Annotated in this window: 17 protein-coding genes; 11 read left to right on the top strand and 6 right to left on the bottom strand. The window is 67.6% G+C overall.

Annotated features, from left to right (window positions below; translation table 11 throughout):
• Positions 1 to 37: 37 nt before the first annotated feature.
• From BIZ42_RS06915 to BIZ42_RS06900, 4 genes are all read right to left on the bottom strand, one after another.
• The gene (locus tag BIZ42_RS06915) at positions 38 to 283 is read right to left on the bottom strand and encodes a low affinity iron permease family protein (protein ID WP_070425965.1); all 246 of its coding nucleotides are present in this window, start codon (positions 281 to 283) and stop codon (positions 38 to 40) included.
• Positions 284 to 421: 138 nt separating this feature from the next.
• Positions 422 to 754 carry a hypothetical protein gene (locus tag BIZ42_RS06910; protein WP_019186055.1) on the bottom strand — a complete coding sequence of 111 codons (333 nt, stop codon included), beginning with the start codon at positions 752 to 754 and terminating at the stop codon, positions 422 to 424.
• A gap of 62 nt (positions 755 to 816) precedes the next feature.
• Complete coding sequence (locus tag BIZ42_RS06905) at positions 817 to 1,095, bottom strand: hypothetical protein (RefSeq protein WP_019186054.1); 279 nt, start codon at positions 1,093 to 1,095, stop codon at positions 817 to 819.
• Positions 1,096 to 1,349: 254 nt separating this feature from the next.
• A complete protein-coding gene (locus BIZ42_RS06900) occupies positions 1,350 to 1,808 on the bottom strand; it encodes a nucleoside deaminase (RefSeq protein WP_070425964.1) in 459 nt (152 codons plus the stop codon).
• 72 nt (positions 1,809 to 1,880) lie between these two features.
• On the opposite strand from BIZ42_RS06900, the gene ubiE reads away from it, so the two are divergent.
• The 3 genes from ubiE to BIZ42_RS06885 all read left to right on the top strand — a co-directional run bounded on the left by ubiE (position 1,881) and on the right by BIZ42_RS06885 (position 5,601).
• Positions 1,881 to 2,642 (top strand): bifunctional demethylmenaquinone methyltransferase/2-methoxy-6-polyprenyl-1,4-benzoquinol methylase UbiE, encoded by a 762-nt coding sequence (ubiE, locus tag BIZ42_RS06895; protein WP_019186052.1) that lies wholly within the window; start codon positions 1,881 to 1,883, stop codon positions 2,640 to 2,642.
• 68 nt (positions 2,643 to 2,710) lie between these two features.
• Positions 2,711 to 3,577, top strand: coding sequence for a GGDEF domain-containing protein (locus BIZ42_RS06890; RefSeq protein WP_070425963.1), 867 nt, complete (start codon positions 2,711 to 2,713; stop codon positions 3,575 to 3,577).
• Between the two features lie 83 nt (positions 3,578 to 3,660).
• Positions 3,661 to 5,601 (top strand): M1 family metallopeptidase, encoded by a 1,941-nt coding sequence (locus BIZ42_RS06885; RefSeq protein ID WP_070425962.1) that lies wholly within the window; start codon positions 3,661 to 3,663, stop codon positions 5,599 to 5,601.
• A 71-nt stretch (positions 5,602 to 5,672) separates the two neighbouring features.
• Here BIZ42_RS06885 and BIZ42_RS06880 read toward each other — a convergent pair whose 3' ends face one another.
• Positions 5,673 to 6,293 carry a TetR/AcrR family transcriptional regulator gene (locus BIZ42_RS06880; protein ID WP_070425961.1) on the bottom strand — a complete coding sequence of 207 codons (621 nt, stop codon included), beginning with the start codon at positions 6,291 to 6,293 and terminating at the stop codon, positions 5,673 to 5,675.
• Positions 6,294 to 6,424: 131 nt separating this feature from the next.
• Between BIZ42_RS06880 and BIZ42_RS06875 the strand changes: the two genes are divergently transcribed.
• From BIZ42_RS06875 to BIZ42_RS06865, 3 genes are all read left to right on the top strand, one after another.
• Positions 6,425 to 7,471 (top strand): MBL fold metallo-hydrolase, encoded by a 1,047-nt coding sequence (locus tag BIZ42_RS06875; protein ID WP_237393568.1) that lies wholly within the window; start codon positions 6,425 to 6,427, stop codon positions 7,469 to 7,471.
• Positions 7,472 to 7,565: 94 nt separating this feature from the next.
• Positions 7,566 to 8,297: a hypothetical protein gene (locus tag BIZ42_RS06870; protein ID WP_046274248.1), complete on the top strand. Its 732-nt coding sequence runs from the start codon at positions 7,566 to 7,568 to the stop codon at positions 8,295 to 8,297.
• A gap of 35 nt (positions 8,298 to 8,332) precedes the next feature.
• Positions 8,333 to 8,905: an HAD family hydrolase gene (locus BIZ42_RS06865; protein ID WP_083279925.1), complete on the top strand. Its 573-nt coding sequence runs from the start codon at positions 8,333 to 8,335 to the stop codon at positions 8,903 to 8,905.
• Between the two features lie 216 nt (positions 8,906 to 9,121).
• On the opposite strand, the gene BIZ42_RS06860 is transcribed toward BIZ42_RS06865, so the two are convergent.
• Complete coding sequence (locus BIZ42_RS06860; protein WP_070425958.1) at positions 9,122 to 10,060, bottom strand: carbohydrate kinase family protein; 939 nt, start codon at positions 10,058 to 10,060, stop codon at positions 9,122 to 9,124.
• A gap of 275 nt (positions 10,061 to 10,335) precedes the next feature.
• Between BIZ42_RS06860 and BIZ42_RS06855 the strand changes: the two genes are divergently transcribed.
• The 5 genes from BIZ42_RS06855 (at position 10,336) to rodA (ending at position 16,316) form a co-directional block, all read left to right on the top strand.
• Positions 10,336 to 11,382: a rod shape-determining protein gene (locus tag BIZ42_RS06855; protein WP_019186044.1), complete on the top strand. Its 1,047-nt coding sequence runs from the start codon at positions 10,336 to 10,338 to the stop codon at positions 11,380 to 11,382.
• 153 nt (positions 11,383 to 11,535) lie between these two features.
• A complete protein-coding gene (gene mreC, locus BIZ42_RS06850; protein WP_070425957.1) occupies positions 11,536 to 12,663 on the top strand; it encodes a rod shape-determining protein MreC in 1,128 nt (375 codons plus the stop codon).
• Positions 12,660 to 13,145 carry a rod shape-determining protein MreD gene (mreD, locus tag BIZ42_RS06845; protein ID WP_019186042.1) on the top strand — a complete coding sequence of 162 codons (486 nt, stop codon included), beginning with the start codon at positions 12,660 to 12,662 and terminating at the stop codon, positions 13,143 to 13,145. The genes mreC and mreD overlap by 4 nt, the downstream gene beginning before the upstream one ends.
• Before the next feature lies 1 nt (position 13,146).
• Positions 13,147 to 15,207 (top strand): penicillin-binding protein 2, encoded by a 2,061-nt coding sequence (gene mrdA, locus BIZ42_RS06840; RefSeq protein ID WP_070425956.1) that lies wholly within the window; start codon positions 13,147 to 13,149, stop codon positions 15,205 to 15,207.
• Complete coding sequence (gene rodA, locus BIZ42_RS06835) at positions 15,204 to 16,316, top strand: rod shape-determining protein RodA (protein ID WP_019186040.1); 1,113 nt, start codon at positions 15,204 to 15,206, stop codon at positions 16,314 to 16,316. The genes mrdA and rodA overlap by 4 nt, the downstream gene beginning before the upstream one ends.
• Positions 16,317 to 16,438: the final 122 nt, after the last annotated feature.

Here is a 16,438-nt window from a genome sequence, read left to right as displayed (position 1 = left end):
GCGGGTGCGTCCGGCCGGCCGGCCGCACCCGTGTCGGTCATGGGGCGTCGGCGCGGCCATCGCCGTGGCAGCGCCGTGGCAGCGCCGCGCGCCGTCCAGCGCATTGCCGGCCTCGCGTGGCATGCGTTCGTACTCGCGGCGGATCTTCCAGGCGCTCTTCGTCCAGCCCTTCCAGATCGAGCAGTTCGTTGTTGGCGCCCTTGGTGGCGCGGATCAGCTCATCAAGCTTGATCTGGATCGCGGCGGTATCCGCGTTCTGACTGACGCCGCCAGGAAGGTCCACGGCCTTCCCGCCGCACAGGACGCTTTCTTGGCGACCAGGTTGAAGATGCTGCGCAGTTTCAAGAGGCACGGCAGACCGGGTCCGAGGTGCCTGCATCACTGGTGGGGCGCCGTGCAGGCGCTGTGCAGCCGGGGCGGGTCAGACCCGGGCATGCAACCGCGGGCGCGAGGACAGGTCCTGGCGGCCGGCATGGTAGACGTGTTCCCAGCACTGGTCGACGAACTGGCGTGCCTGTTCTTCGGACAGGCGCGGCATGATCTGCAGCGCATAGTGGGTCTGGAACATCTCATCGCGCTGCTCATCGCTGGCACGCGGTTGCGTGATCAGCGAATCGCAGGCGAATTTGATCCACGGCACGTAATGGCCGAACGAGCCCGTCCCGAGGTTGCCGTCGGCATGACGCTGGCGCCAGTAGCTGACTTCGGCGTCGACATCGATGACGGCAGGGATGGAGATCTGGGCGGAGGACATGGTCACTTCAGTTTGGGAAGAAGGGAATCTGGATGATGGCGTAGAGCGCGGTGCAAGCGGTGTCATGGCGATGTGGAGCTGGTGTGGCGGCTTTCGCCACGTTGCTCGCGTAGCAGATGAGCGTGGTGGACCACGCCGAGCCGCTCGGCCAGCGTCGCCAGCCGGTTGCAGACGGCGACACGTTGCTGGGGATGGGACCGCGTCAACTCATCCTGTATCGCCTGGTAGGCATCCCAGAAAGGCGCGGCGTTTTGGTGGCGTGCGTAGTGCACCTGCAGTCGTTCCCAGGCATCGGTCAGCTCGGGTTCGACGGAGGAGGTGCGGCGGGTTCGGGCATGCATGACGTCTCCTCGACGATGGTGCCCCCTGTGCAACCACCTTAAGCCGTTCATGCAGCGCGGTTGTTAGTGCGGCGTGTTCGCCGTGTCCGGCGACCGTCGTCGGTGCGTGAGGGCATCACGCGCAGACACCCACGGCACAGGGGCCTGCGGCCCGGCCTGCTCTCTGAAGCATTCAGAACGTAGCCGTGCCCGCGCGCCACCGTCCGGCCCCGCGCGGGCATCTTCCACGCATATGCGCGCGGATGCGGCGGCGCTTACTCGCCGATGTCTTCGTTCCAGACCTCGGGATGGGCGCTGATGAAGCCGCCGAGCAGGTCGATGCAGGCCTGGCTCTGCATGTCGATCACCTTGACGCCGTTCTCGCGCAGCCACTCGATGCCACCCTGGAAGGTGACCGATTCGCCGACCACCACGGTGCCGATGTTGAACTGGCGCACCAGCCCGCTGCAGTACCAGCACGGGGCCAGGGTGGTCACCATGATGGTGTCCTGGTAGCGGCGCTGGCGGCCGGCCTTGCGGAAGGCGTCGGTCTCGCCGTGCACGGACGGATCGCCTTCCTGCACGCGGCGGTTGTGGCCGCAGCCGAGCAGCCGGCCGTCGTTGTGGTACAGCGCGGCGCCGATCGGGATGCCGCCTTCGGCCAGGCCCTGGCGGGCTTCGGCGATGGCGGTTTCGAGCAGGGCGGCGTAGTCGGGGTGGTGATCATGCGCAATCCAGGGACGTGAAGGCCTTCATGATAGTGGGCGGCCTGCCGCAACGGCGCCGGCGGTGCGATAATCGTCCCCATGAGCGAATCCCCCTACAAGACTGGCACCACCCATTTCGGCTTCCGCGACGTCGCTGCGAAGGACAAGCAGAAGCTGGTGGGCGAAGTGTTCACCTCGGTCGCGCGCAGCTACGACCTGATGAACGATCTGATGAGCCTGGGCATCCACCGGGCGTGGAAGCGCTACTACGTGGCCACCGCGCAGGTGAAGCCGGGCGACCGCGTGCTCGACCTGGCCGGCGGCACCGGCGACATCGCCGCGCTGATCAAGGAGCGGGTGGGTGATGAGGGTGAAGTGGTGCTGGGCGACATCAACGCCGGCATGCTCTCCGTCGGCCGTGACCGGCTGACCAACCGCGGCCTGGTCGCGGGCCTGAACTACGTGCAGTGCAACGCCGAGGCGCTGCCGTTCCCGGATGCGAGCTTCGATCTGGTCACGATCGCCTTCGGCCTGCGCAACGTCACCGACAAGGAAGCCGGCCTGCGCGAGATGCACCGCGTGCTCAAGGTGGGCGGCCAGGCGCGTGTGCTGGAGTTCTCCGAAGTCACCGCCGACTGGTTCAAGCCGATCTACGATTTCCACTCGTTCAAGATCCTGCCCAAGCTGGGCCAGCTGTTCGCGCGCGATGGCGACAGCTACCAGTACCTGGCCGAGAGCATCCGCAAGCATCCGCCGCAGGAACAGCTCAAGGCCATGATGGCCGAAGCCGGGTTCGAGCGTTGCCACTACAAGAACCTGACCGGCGGCATCGTTTCGATTCACTCCGGCTACAAACTTTGAGACAGCGGTCCGGTTCCCGCTGAGGGGGCTCGGCCACACTGCAGGCAGGCTGTCGAAGAGGGCCTGCCATGCGCCTGTACCGCGGGCTTGCCCGCGTATTTCCCCGCTCATTCACCGCCAAGCTGATGGCGGTGGTGTTCCTCGGCCTGCACGTCCCGCTGCTGGTCCTGCTGCTGTGGATGGCTGCGACGGGCCACTATGCGCGCGGGGTGATGTGGACCGTGGTCGGCGTGGTGCTGCTGGCCACGCTGCTCGGCACCGCGATCGCGATGATGGCGCTGTACCGCCTGATGGCGCCGCTGCGGCAGGCGGCCGATGCGCTGGAGGCCTACTACGACGAGCAGCGCCTGCCGCACCTGCCCGACCTGGGCCATGACGAGATCGGCCGGCTGCTGCGCAGCATCAACCGCAATCTGCATGGGGTCGACGCCGGCCTGCGCGATCTGCGCCGCAGCGTGTTGCTCGATCCGCTGACCCAGGCCCTGAACCGGCGCGGCTGCGAGCAGGCGCTGGCCGATTCGGCAGCGTGGGCGAGCGCACAGGCCCGCCCGTTGACCCTGTTCGTGGTCGACCTGGACAACCTCAAGCCGATCAACGACGCCCACGGCCACCTGGCCGGCGACCAGGTGCTGGTGCGGCTGGTGGAGACCGCGCGGCAGTGGCTGCGCGGCCCGGACTGGATCGGGCGTTGGGGCGGCGATGAGTTCCTGCTGGCGGTACACGCCGACAGCAACGAGGCCGGCGAGCGGGTCACCCGCTGGCTCGCACAGCTGGCGGCACCGGCGCGCGCTGGCGAGCCGCCGGTCAAAGCCAGTGCCGGCGCAGCCCGGTATCGCCCTGGTGATGACCTGCGCGAGGCCTACCGGCGCGCCGATGCGGCCATGTACCGGGCCAAGTACGCCGGGGGCGGGCGGCTGCTGCGCGCCGAGGACTGAATGCGCGAACCGCCACGCATGGCCTGCGCGGGCGCCGGAGACAGGGGGTAAACTGGTCGTTTCACCCTGATCGGTCCCGATTCATGCGATCTCCGTTCCTGTTGATTCCCCTGGCCGTCGCCCTGGCGTCCGGCTGCTCCAAAGAACCGGCGGCTCCGACCGTCGATCCCACTGCCAACGCCCCGGCGAGCACTGCCATGAAAGCCGACAGCCGCAGCCACGATGAAAGCTCCTACGCCGAGCCGGACAAGGTCGTCGTCAAGGACATCGCGCTGGACCTGAAGCTGGACTTCGACAGCAAGCAGATCGGCGGCACCGCGACCTACACGCTGGAGTGGAAGGACAAGGCGGCCAAGCAGCTGGTGCTGGACACCCGCGAGCTGACCGTGGAGAAGGTCGAGGCGATCGCCGCCGACGGCAAGACCGCGCCGCTGCCGTTCGTACTGGCGCCGGCCGACAAGGTGTTCGGCAGCAAGCTGAGCATCGAGACGCCGGACCAGCCGGCCAAGGTCGTGATCACGTATCACACCGCGCCGACCGCCTCGGGCCTGCAGTGGCTGGAGCCGTCGATGACCGAGGGCAAGAAGCTGCCCTTCATGTTCAGCCAGTCGCAGGCGATCCACGCCCGTTCCTGGGTGCCGCTGCAGGACACCCCGAGCGTGCGCTTCACCTACAGCGCGCACGTGGCCTCGCGCCCGGACGTGATGGTGCTGATGAGCGCCGACAACGATCCCAAGGCTGCGCGTGACGGTGATTACACCTTCAAGATGCCGCAGCCGATCCCGTCCTACCTGCTGGCCATCGCCGCCGGCGACCTGGTGTTCGAGCCGATCTCCGGCCGCTCCGGCGTGTGGGCCGAACCGACCATGGTCGGCAAGGCCGCCAAGGAGTTCGAAGACACCGAGAAGATGATCAGCGCCGCCGAGAAGCTTTACGGTGAGTACCGCTGGGGCCGCTACGACATGCTGGTGCTGCCGCCGTCGTTCCCGTTCGGTGGCATGGAAAACCCGCGCCTGACCTTCGCCACCCCGACCGTGATCGTCGGCGACAAGTCGCTGGTTTCGCTGGTCGCCCATGAACTGGCACACAGCTGGTCGGGCAACCTGGTGACCAACGCCAGCTGGAAGGACATCTGGCTCAACGAAGGCTTCACCACCTACGTGCAGGGCCGCATCACCGAGGCGCTGTATGGCCAGGAGATGGCCGAGATGGAGCGCGAGATCGACCAGAACGATCTGCTCGCCGAAGTGAAGGACATGAGCCCGGCCGACCAGGCCCTGGCGCTGCCGCCGCTGAGCGAGCGTGACCCGGACGAGGCGTTGAGCCAGGTCGCCTACGTCAAGGGTGCGTGGTTCCTGCAGTTCCTGGAACAGCGCTTCGGCCGCGAGACCTTCGACCCGTTCCTGCGTGGCTGGTTCGATGACCATGCCTTCCAGAGCGCGAACACCGACCAGTTCATCGAGTACCTGAAGAAGAACCTGCTGTCCAAGAAGCCCGGCGCCGTCACCGATGCCGAGCTGAAGGCGTGGCTGGACGAGCCGGGCATTCCGTCGTTCGCGACCAAGGCCCGCTCGCGCAACTTCTCCATCGTCGATACCGCCCGCATCGCCTGGCAGGGCAGCAACACGCTGCCGAACGCGCAGATCACCGGCGAGTGGGGCACCCAGGAATGGGTGCACTTCATCGACGGCCTGGGCAAGACCCTGCCGGTGGAGAAGCTCGCCGCGCTGGACAAGGCGTACCACTTCACCGGCACCGCCAACGGCGAGATCGCGATGCGCTGGTACCCGCTGACGATCCGCAGTGGCTACAGCGAGGCCAACGAAGCCGCCGGTGCGTTCATCGAGCGCGTCGGTCGCCGCAAGCTGATCATGCCGATCTACGCCGAACTGGTGAAGACGCCGGAAGGCCTGGCCTTCGCCAAGGCGGCCTTCGCCAAGGCCAAGCCGGGCTACCACCCGATCACCACCGGTTCGGTCCAGGACATGCTGGACAAGGCCGAGGCGGGCGCGGCCAAGCCGTAATCGCCACACGTATCGGTTGAACGAAAAACGGCGGGGAAACCCGCCGTTTTTTCATGCCTGGGCGGCAGTGCTCACAGCGCGCGCACCGCCAGGAACATGTCCACGCAGTCGTGCATCACCTGCTGCTGCTGCGCCGGTGTCAGCGGTGGCTGGCCGAAGGTGATCTGCGGCCAGAAGGCAAAGGCCTTGAGCATCGCCTGCAACTGATGCGCAGCTTCGGCTGGCGGCATCTCCGAGCGCAGCCGGCCATCGGCCTGGGCGGCGCGGATCCAGCCGGTCAGGCCTTCTTCCTTCTCGGCCAGCTTGTCCATCATCGCGCGCGCCCGTTCGGGCGTGTGCACCAGTTCGGCCATCGCCACCCGGGACAGATCGATGAAGCCGGGGTCGTCGAGCAGGCGCATCTTCCGGGCCGCGAAGACCAGCAACTGATCGCGCAGCGGCCGTGCCGGATCGTAGGGCACGACATCCAGCGCCTGGCTGGCCTCGAACAGCTGCCACAGGATCGCGGTGAACAGCTCGTCCTTGCTGGCGAAGTGGTTGTAGACGGTGCGCTTGGAGACCTCGGCCGTGGCCGCGATGCGGTCCATGCTGGTGCCGGCGAAACCGAACGCGCGGAACTCGGCCACCGCTGCCTCGAGGATGGCCGCACGCTTGCGGTCGGTCAGGCGGGTGGGGCGGTCGGAGGGGCTCATGCGGCCATTTTACACCGTTCAGTTTACTTTTCGAAAAAGGCAAGTAAACTCGCCGGTGTACTTTTCTGGGCACGCCCCGCATGAAACGTCGCCTGCCTCGCATCCTCCTCCTTCTGACGGTGTTGATCGCCATGTCCATTGGCCTGTTGACCTGCGGTGCCCGCCCGGCGGCCGCCTATGACCAGTCGCCCCAGTTCGGCGACGGGCGCTTCCACAACCCCACCGGCAAGACCGATCTCGGCTTCTTCCGCACGGTCGGGGTGATGTGGCGCTTCCTGTTCAACAAGCCGGCCGACGCCAGCCCGTTGGCGCCGATCCCGGTGCAGGCCCTGACCCGCCAGGCCCTGCTCGATGCGCCGGACGACAGCCTGTGGCGGCTGGGGCATTCGACGATGCTGATGAAGCTGGACGGGCACTTCTGGCTGACCGACCCGGTATTTTCCGAGCGTGCCTCGCCGATGTCGTTCATGGGCCCCAAGCGCTTCCATGCGCCGCCGCTCACGATCGACGAACTGCCGCCGATCACCGGCGTGATCATCTCGCATGACCATTACGACCATCTCGACCACGACGCGATCCAGGCGCTGGCACCCAAGGTGCAGCACTTCGTCACGGCGCTGGGCGTGGGCGACCGCCTGATCGCCTGGGGCGTACCGGCGGCGAAGGTCGTGCAGCTGGACTGGTGGCAGGACACCCGCGTGGAAGGCCTGAAGATCGTCGCGACGCCGGCCCAGCACTTCTCCGGACGCACCCTGGCCGACGGCAACCGCACGCTGTGGGCCTCGTGGGTGATCGATACGGGGCAGACCCGGATCTTCTTCAGCGGCGACACCGGCTACTTCGATGGCTTTGCCCGGATCGGCGAACGTTACGGCCCGTTCGACCTGACCATGATTGAAACCGGTGCCTACGGCGCGGATTGGCCGGACGTGCACATGCAGCCCGAACAGAGCCTGCAGGCGCATCTGGATGTGCGTGGCAAGGTGCTGATGCCGATCCACAACGGCACCTTCGACCTCGCGCTGCACCCGTGGACCGAACCCTTCGAGCGCATCACCGCGCTGGCGCAGGCGCAGGGCGTGCCGCTGACCGCGCCACACATGGGAGAACGCCTGGATATCCGCGCACCGGCACCGTCCACCCATTGGTGGCGCGAAGGACAGCCGACCGCAAAGTAAGGCAGGCCGCCATCGCGGCGACGCTGGCATGCACCGCTTGGCGATAAAGTAGGCGCAGGCGCCTTGTGCGCCATCGACCAACACGGAGCACGCGATGAAACGACTGATCCTGGTAGCAGCCTGCGCCTTCGCGCTGGCCGCCTGCAGCAACCCCGAAGCCGAACGCCAGGCGCAGCAGGCCGCCGCGGCCGCCGCCAAGGCGCAGCAGGAAGAAAAGGCCGAAGGCGTGGCCAAGCAGTACGACATGGCCGTCGCCGCGCAGGATTGGGAGCGTGCCCGCATCCACGGTGGCTCGCTGCTGGACCAGTACAAGGACACCGATGTCGCCGCGCGGATCGAACCGGGCTACGCCGAGGTCAAGGCCAAGGCCGAGGCCGCGCGCGAAACGCGCCGGCTGCAGGCCCTGTGGCAGTACAACCAGATCCCGGTCGGTACCAAGGGCATCCAGTCCTCTGCGCAGATCTACAGCAAGGAACGCGTGGACGTGGATGGCAGCGGCGCCAAGCCGGTGCAGCTGGTGTTCCGCGATCATCCCGAGTGGAAGCGGCATGCCTACCTGGTGCTGCAGGCCGGCGATTTCCGCTGCCCGAAATGCCAGGTCAAGGTGACCGTCGATGACGGCAAGCCGGTCTCGATGGCCGCCTGGCGCCCGGACACCGATGAGGCGATCGCGATGTTCATCACCGACCAGAAAGCGCTGTGGAACCTGGCGCGCAAGGCCAAGGTGATCAGCATCGAGTTCCCGGTCAAGGCCGGTGGCACGCGCACGGCCGTGTTCGAAACCGGTGGCGTGGATACGAGCAGGATGCCGCAGTGGTGGAAGTGAGCGGGCTTGCGGCGATCCGTCACTGGGTGTTCGACATGGACGGCACGCTGACCATCGCGGTGCATGATTTCCAGCGCATCAAACGCGAGCTCGCGATTCCAGCGGACGACGACATCCTGACCCACCTCGCTGCGTTGCCGGTGCAGGAGGCTGCGGCCAAGCATGCCTGGCTGCTCGCACACGAACGCGCGCTGGCCAGGCAGGCGCAGGCCGCCCCCGGCGCCGTCGCGCTGGTCCGCGCGCTGCACGCTGCGGGCTGCCGGCTGGGCATCCTCACCCGCAACGCGCGCGAACTCGCCGATGTGACCCTGCAGGCGATCGGTATCGGCGACATCTTTGCCCGCGAGGACATCATCGGCCGCGACGAAGCCGAGCCCAAGCCGTCGCCGGTCGGGCTGCAGTACTTCGTTGAGCGCTGGCAGGCCGTTCCATCCCAGGTGGTGATGGTCGGCGACCATCGCTTCGACCTGGAATGCGGCCGCGCCGCCGGCACCCGCACCTTGCTGGTCAACACCCCGGACAACCCCTGGCCGGGCATGGCCTGCTGGCACCTGGCCGACTGCGGGCAGGTGCTGGCGGCGTGGGAAGGAAAGCAGGTTCCGGCCTGATCGCCCCGGACAAGTACCTGCCGCACAACCCGCGCGCGGCGGAGCCGGAAAGCAGCCAGGCATGGCCCGGCTCTACCCAATCCCCCCGATGGCCCTCTGGAGAGGAGCCCCCTTGTTGTTCAAGGGGGCACGCCGAAGGCGGGGGATAAGGTGGAATGCAATTGGGACCCGCGATTCGCTTTGGCGAATCGTGGGCCGCGTTTGATCGCAATGCGATCAAACGCTAAGCGCGTAGCCGAATTGCTGCTTGAACTGCTCATTGAACTCATCGAAGGTGAAGCGCTGGTTCTGGGTGCCCGGGTGCTCGACCTTCAGCGCGCCCATCAGGTTGCCCATGCGGCCGATGGTCAGCCAGTCATAGCCCTTCTCGATGCCGTAGATCAGCCCGGCGCGGAACGCATCGCCACAGCCGGTCGGGTCCACCACGCGGCGCTCGTGCGCCGGCGGGATGTCATAGGTCTTTTCCGGGGTGTGGATGACCGCGCCCTTCGGCCCGCGGGTGGTGATGTAGGCCTTGACCCGGCTCACGATCTCCTTTTCATCCCAGCCGGTGCGCTCCTGCAGCAGGTTGGACTCGTAGTCGTTGACCACGACATAGTCGGCCTGCTCGATGAAGGTGCGCAGCTCCGGGCCGTTGAACAGCGGCATGGCCTGGCCCGGGTCGAAGATGAACGGCACGCCGCCGTCGAAGAACTCCTGCGAATTCTGGATCATGCCCTCGCGCCCGTCCGGGCCGACCAGGCCCAGGGTCACGCCCGGCACATCCTTCACGTGGTTCTCGTAGGAGCGCATCATCGCGCCCGGGTGGAAGGCGGTGATCTGGTTGTTGTCGTGGTCGGTGGTGATGAACGCCTGCGGGGTGAACAGCTCATCGATCACCTTGACCCGGCTCAGGTCGATGCCCAGGCCCTGGAAGTACTCCCGGTACGGGCCGAAGTCCGAGCCCACGGTGCCCATCGGGATCGGCTCGCCGCCCAGCAGGTACAGGTTGTAGGCGATGTTGCCGGCGCACCCGCCGAATTCACGACGCATGCGCGGCACCAGGAACGACACATTCAGGATGTGCACCTTGTCCGGCAGGATGTGATTCTTGAACTGGTCCGGAAACACCATGATGGTGTCGAAGGCAAGAGAACCACAGATCAAAGCGGACATCGAGTAAGGCCTATGCGGAAGGGGGTTTGAGGCCCGTCGGGCGGGCAACGAAACGGCGCCCTGCGGCGCCCTGCGGCGCAAAGGTTAACGGGTGAGGCGGCTTTGGGCCAGAACCCGGGCTGTCCGGATTGGCCTGAATGGCCGTGAAGGCTGGCTTTCGGCCAGATTTGTCCTTGCTCGCGCACAGGGGGATTGCTAGGCTTGTCGGCCTCGAATTCTGCCCATTTTTTCGCCATCCCGCGTTGGGCGCGACACCCCTCAGGATCAACTCCCAGATGTTCAAGAAACTGCGTGGCATGTTCTCCAATGACCTGTCCATCGACCTGGGCACGGCCAACACCCTCATCTACGTGCGTGGGCAGGGGATCGTGCTGAACGAGCCGTCGGTCGTGGCCGTGCGCCAGGACCGTGCCATCGGTGGTACCCGTTCCGTGGCTGCCGTAGGCGCCGAAGCCAAGCAGATGCTGGGCCGTACCCCGGGCCATATCACCACCATCCGCCCGATGAAGGACGGCGTCATCGCCGACTTCACCTACACCGAGGCGATGCTCAAGCACTTCATCAAGAAGGTCCACAAGTCGCGCTTCCTGCGCCCGAGCCCGCGCGTGCTGGTCTGCGTGCCGGCCGGCTCGACCCAGGTCGAGCGCCGCGCGATCAAGGAATCGGCCGAGGAGGCCGGTGCGCGTGATGTGTTCCTGATCGAAGAGCCCATGGCTGCCGCGATCGGCGCCGGCATGCCGGTCACCGAGGCGCGTGGCTCGATGGTCATCGACATCGGCGGCGGCACCACCGAAGTGGCGGTCATCTCGCTCAACGGCATCGTCTACTCGGCCTCCGTGCGCATCGGTGGCGACCGCTTCGACGAGTCGATCACCAACTACGTGCGCCGCAACCACGGCATGCTGATCGGTGAAGCCACCGCCGAACGGATCAAGGTCGAGCTGGGCTGCGCCTACCCGCAGGCGGAAGTGATCGAGATGGAAATCTCCGGCCGCAACCTCGCCGAGGGCGTGCCGAAGATGATCAAGATCAACTCCAACGAGGTGCTGGAAGCCCTGCACGAGCCGCTGTCGGGCATCGTCAGCGCGGTCAAGCTGGCGCTGGAGCAGACCCCGCCGGAACTGTGTGCCGACGTCGCCGAGCGCGGCATCGTGCTGACCGGTGGTGGCGCCCTGCTGCGCGACATGGACCGCCTGATCTCCGAAGAGACCGGCCTGCACGTGCAGGTGGCCGATGACCCGCTCACCTGCGTGGCCCGCGGTGGCGGTCGTGCGCTGGAGCTGGTGGACATGCACGGCAACGAGTTCTTTGCGCCGGAGTAAGCCGTACCGGCCGTGTATCGTGGACGCGCCTCTGCGGCGTGATGCCGGTGGGCCCCGCTCACCGGGCATCGCCTCGCCGGGGCGTTCTCGCATGCTGTTCCCGCTGCGCTGTGCTGCAACGCGCTTCACCCACACTTTTCCCAGTCGACGCCTGTGCCGCCTTACGCCGGTCCTCCCGTAGCCTCCCGCCAGGGCGATGCCGCCAGTCCGCTGCGCCTGCTCGCTTACCTGGCCCTGGCCATCACCCTGATCGTGCTCGATGACCAGGCCGGCTGGCTGTCGCGCCTGCGCGCGCAGGCCAACGTGCTGGTGCAGCCGGTGTGGGCGCTGGCCGGCCTGCCGGGCCGGCTCGGTACCCAGGTCAAGGACAATGCGGCCAGCCACGGCCAGCTGGTCAGCGAGAACCGCGAGCTGCGCAACCAGCTGCTCATCGCCAACGCGCGCCTGACCCGGCTGCAGACCGCCGCGCTGGACAACGCCCAGCTGCGCGAACTGCTCAACGTGGCCGAGCGCAGTGGCCTGGATGTGCAGCTCGCGCCGATCCTGGATATCGACCTGGACCCGGTGCGCCAGCGCCTGGTGTTGGCGGCCGGCACCCGCGATGGCGTGCATGTCGGCCAGGCGGTGATCGACGCCGGCGGCCTGATGGGCCAGGTGATCGCCACCACCGGCAACAGCGCGACCGTGCTGCTGCTCACCGACCCCGACCATGCCGTGCCGGTGACCGTGGCCCGCAACGGCGTGCGGCTGATCGTCTACGGCCGCGGCGACACGCTGGAACTGCGTGACATCCCGCTCAGTGCCGGGGTGGAAGTCGGCGATGAGATCGTCACCTCCGGGCTGGGCGGTCGTTTCCCGGCCGGCTTCCCGGTCGGCAGCATCACCGCCCTGCGTCCGGATGACACCCATGCCTTCCTGGTCGGCGAACTGAAGCCGGCCGCCCAGCTGGACCGTGGCCGCGACGTGCTGCTGCTGCGCCCGGGTGAAGCAATCCACCTGCCGCCGAACCTGCGCCGTGATGCCGGGGAAGCCGGTGGCCCGGCCGCCGCGCCGCTGCAGGAGGGCACGCCGGCCGGCACCGCCGCGCCGGCCAGTACCACTCCGGCGGGTTCATCCCCGGCCACGACGGCACCTGCGGCGGCGCCCGCCAATGCACCACAGGCCAACCGGCCCGGTCCGGCCGCACCGGTACCGGTGACCGTTCCGCGCCGTGCCGCAGCCGAATCCACGGTAGTGCCGAGCCATGCCCGGCAGGCCGAACCCGTGGAGAACCGGCCATGAGCCGCCTGCGCGACAAACCCTGGGTGCTGCCGGTCAGTCTGGTGGTAGCGCTGCTGCTCGGCCTGCTGCCGTTGCCGGCCCTGCTGCAGCCGCTGCGGCCGTACTGGCTGGCGCTGGTGCTGGCCTACTGGGTGATTGAAACGCCGGACCGGGTCGGGCTGGGCATCGCCTTCGCCAGCGGCGTGATCGCCGATCTGCTGTATGGCGGCGTGCTGGGCGAGCAGGCGCTGCGGCTGGTGATCCTGACCTTCATCCTGCAGCGCTTCCGCGCGCGGATCCGCTTCTTCCCGATGTCCCAGCAGATCCTGGCGATCGGCGGGCTGCTGTTCAACGACCGAATCGTCAGCGCGGTGGTGCACATCGTGGTGGGCGAGCCGACCCTGCCGTGGTCGTACTGGTGGGCGCCGCTGCTGGGCATGGCGCTGTGGCCGCTGGTGTTCGTGCTGCTGGACGCGCTGCGCTTCGGGCGACGCGGGCGCTGACATGTACATGCGCCGCCAGGCCAAGAATCCGCATGCCGAGGCAGAACAGTTCCGGCGCCGCGCCGCGCTGGGCTTCCTGGGCGTGCTGGTATGCCTGATCGGGCTGGGCGGCTGGTACTTCAAGCTGCAGGTGATGGACCACGACATCTACGCCACGCGCTCGGAGGCCAACCGGATCAAGCCGCGGCCGGTGGTGCCCGGGCGCGGGATGATCTACGACCGCAACGGCCGGCTGCTGGCCGAGAACGTGCCGGCGTTCCGCCTGGACATCACCCCGGACAAGGTCAAGGACATGGACGCCACCCTGGCCGGCCTGTCCAGGATCCTCGCGCTCAGCCCGGAAGACATCGAGACCTTCAACAAGTCGCGCAAGGCACGCCGCAGTTTCCTGCCGGTCACGCTCAAGCTGCGCGTCACCGATGAGGAGATGGCGCGCTTCGCGGTGGACCGCTGGCGCTTTCCCGGCGTGGAGCTGGAGCCGTACCTGACCCGTCGCTATCCCTATGGCGATCTGTTCGCGCACATCATCGGCTACGTGGGCCGGGTGGATGACAAAGACCTGGAGATGCTGGGCGAGGGCAATGCCGCACTGACCCACATCGGCAAGTCCGGGCTGGAGCGCTATTACGAGCAGCAGCTGCGCGGCAAGGTCGGTTACGAGCAGGTCGAGACCAATGTGCAGGGCCGCGCGATCCGCACCATCGGCCGGGTCGCGGCGCAGTCCGGCAGCGACCTGCGGCTGTCCATCGATGCCGATCTGCAGCGTGCGATGGTCGCCGCCTTCGGCGAGTTCGAGGGCGCAGCGGTGGCGATGGACCCGCGCACCGGCGAGGTACTGGCGATGGTCAGCCTGCCCTCGTACGACCCCAACCTGTTCGTCAACGGCATCTCGCACGCCGATTTCAAGGCGCTCAACGACAACCCGTCGCGGCCGCAGTTCAACCGCCTGGTGCTGGGCGGCGTCGCGCCGGGCTCCACGATCAAGCCGTTGATCGGCCTGGCCGGGCTGGACAGTGGCGTGCGCCGGCCGGAGGACAAGATCCTCTCCACCGGCATGTTCTATCTGCCGGGCACCTCGCGCGGCTGGGGCGATGCCAACCGTGGCGGGCATGGCTGGACCGATCTGCGCAAGTCGATCACCCAGTCGGTCAACACGTACTACTACAAGCTCGCGCTGGATCTGGGCATCGAACGCTTTGACCACTACATGGGCTATTACGGGTTCGGTGCGCCGACCGGCATCGACCTGACCGGCGAGATCGGCGGCATCCTGCCTTCGCCGGCGGCCAAGTACAAATCGAGAAAAGAACGCTGGTATCCCGGCGACACGGTCAACGTCAGCATCGGCCAGGGCGACTGGAAGGTCACTCCGCTGCAGCTGGTGCATGGCGTGGCCGGGATCGCCGATGGCCACCTGCGCCAGCCGCACCTGGTGATGCAGCAGCGGGCCGGCTTCGACGCGGACTGGACCGCAACGCCGCCGGGCGAAAGCAAGCCGATCAGCCCCACGCCGAGCAATCTGCAGGCGGTGCGCGAGGGCATGATGGGCACCATGCAGCCGGGCGGCAGTGGTGCGCGTGCGGCTGCGGGCGCGCCGTATGTGATGGCCGGCAAGACCGGTACCGCGCAGGTGATCAGCCGCCGTGGCACGGCCGCGGTCAACCCGCGCAGCCTGCCACTGCACCTGCGCCACCGCGCACTGTTCGTGGGCTTCGCGCCGGCCGACAACCCGGTCATCGCGGTGGCGATCGCGGTCGAGGGCGGTGGTTACGGCGGCTCGGCGGCGGCACCGATCGCACGCAAGATTTTCGATGCCTGGCTGCTCGGCAAGATGCCCGACGGCCTGGAACCGCTGGACAGCGAGCGCGGCACGACCGCGATCGGCATCACCGCCTTCGATGGTGGTGATGGCGCGGCCCGCGAGGCCGGCGATGCCGCCGTCGCTGCGCTGGAGCTGCTGCCGGTCGTGGTGGGCGTGCCTGCGCCTGCTCCTGCGCCGGAACCCGGCGCGCCCGTGCCCAGTGCCACCGCGCCCCCGACCGCACCGGAGCGGCCCCGATGAAGGTCTTCCTGCGCTGGGCGGTCGATATGGCCGTCCGCTTCAGCAGCTCGCTGGACTGGGTGCTTTGCCTGGCATTGGGCGCGCTGATGCTGATCGGCCTGGCGGTGCTCAAGAGCGCCGGTGGCGACGGCCTGGTGTTCGCGCAGGGCGCGCGTTTCGCGGTCGGCCTGGCCGCGATGTGGGCGATTTCGCGGGTCTCGATCCTGCGCATCCGCTCGGCCACGCCCCTGATCTACGCGGTGTCGATGATTCCGCTGCTGGCCGTGTTCGTGCTGGGCACCGGCAAGTACGGCCGGCAGTGGCTGGATCTGAAGCTGTTCTACCTGCAGCCGGCCGAGCTGCTCAAGGTCAGCCTGCCGATGATGGTGGCCTGGTACCTGCATCGCATGCCGCTGCCGCCACGTTTCTCCACGGTGCTGACCAGTGCGGTGATCATCGGCGTGCCGACCGGGCTGGTGATGCTGCAGCCGGATTTCGGCACCGGCGTGTTGATCGCCGCCAGTGGCGCGTTCGTGCTGCTGCTGGCCGGGCTGCCGTGGTGGTGGGTGGGCGTGGCGGTCGGCGGGGTTGCCGCGGCCGCGCCGGTGGCCTGGTTCTGGCTGCTGCGCCCGTACCAGAAGGACCGCATCATGATGTTCATGGACCCGGAGAGCGATGCGCTCGGTGCGGGCTGGAACATCATCCAGTCCAAGATCGCGATCGGCTCAGGCGGCTTCGATGGCAAGGGCTGGGGCCAGGGCTCGCAGTCGCACCTGAACTTCATTCCCGAACAGACCACCGACTTCGCCTTCTCCGTGCTCAGTGAAGAGTTCGGCTGGATCGGCGTGGCCATCGTGCTCGCCCTGTACCTGGTGGTGATCGGGCGCTGCCTGTGGATCGCCTCGCAGTCGCGCGATACCTATTCACGGCTGCTGGCCGGCGCGACCGGGCTGGCATTCTTCGTCTATGTGCTGGTCAACGGCGGCATGATTTCCGGTTTGTTGCCGGTGGTGGGCGTGCCGATGCCCTTGATCAGTTACGGCGGCACCTCGGCGGTATCGCTGCTGGCCGGCTTCGGCCTGGTGATGGCCGTGCGTCGCCACAATCCGGTGCACGGCGGCTACGGCTGAGTGCGCGCGATGCGTACGCCGCGCACCGGCGGTACGTGTCGGCTAAGGATTGGGGTGCCCACGCGTGTTACGGTCCTGCGCTCGCGCCGGCCCGCATCGCGGGTCCGCTTTCTGTTCGCCGT

The organism is Stenotrophomonas sp. LM091 (assembly GCF_001806305.1).
GTDB classification, from domain to species: Bacteria; Pseudomonadota; Gammaproteobacteria; order Xanthomonadales; family Xanthomonadaceae; genus Stenotrophomonas; species Stenotrophomonas bentonitica_A.
The sequence above is the reverse complement of the archived record's forward strand: the minus strand, read 5'-3'. Positions and strand labels throughout refer to the sequence as shown.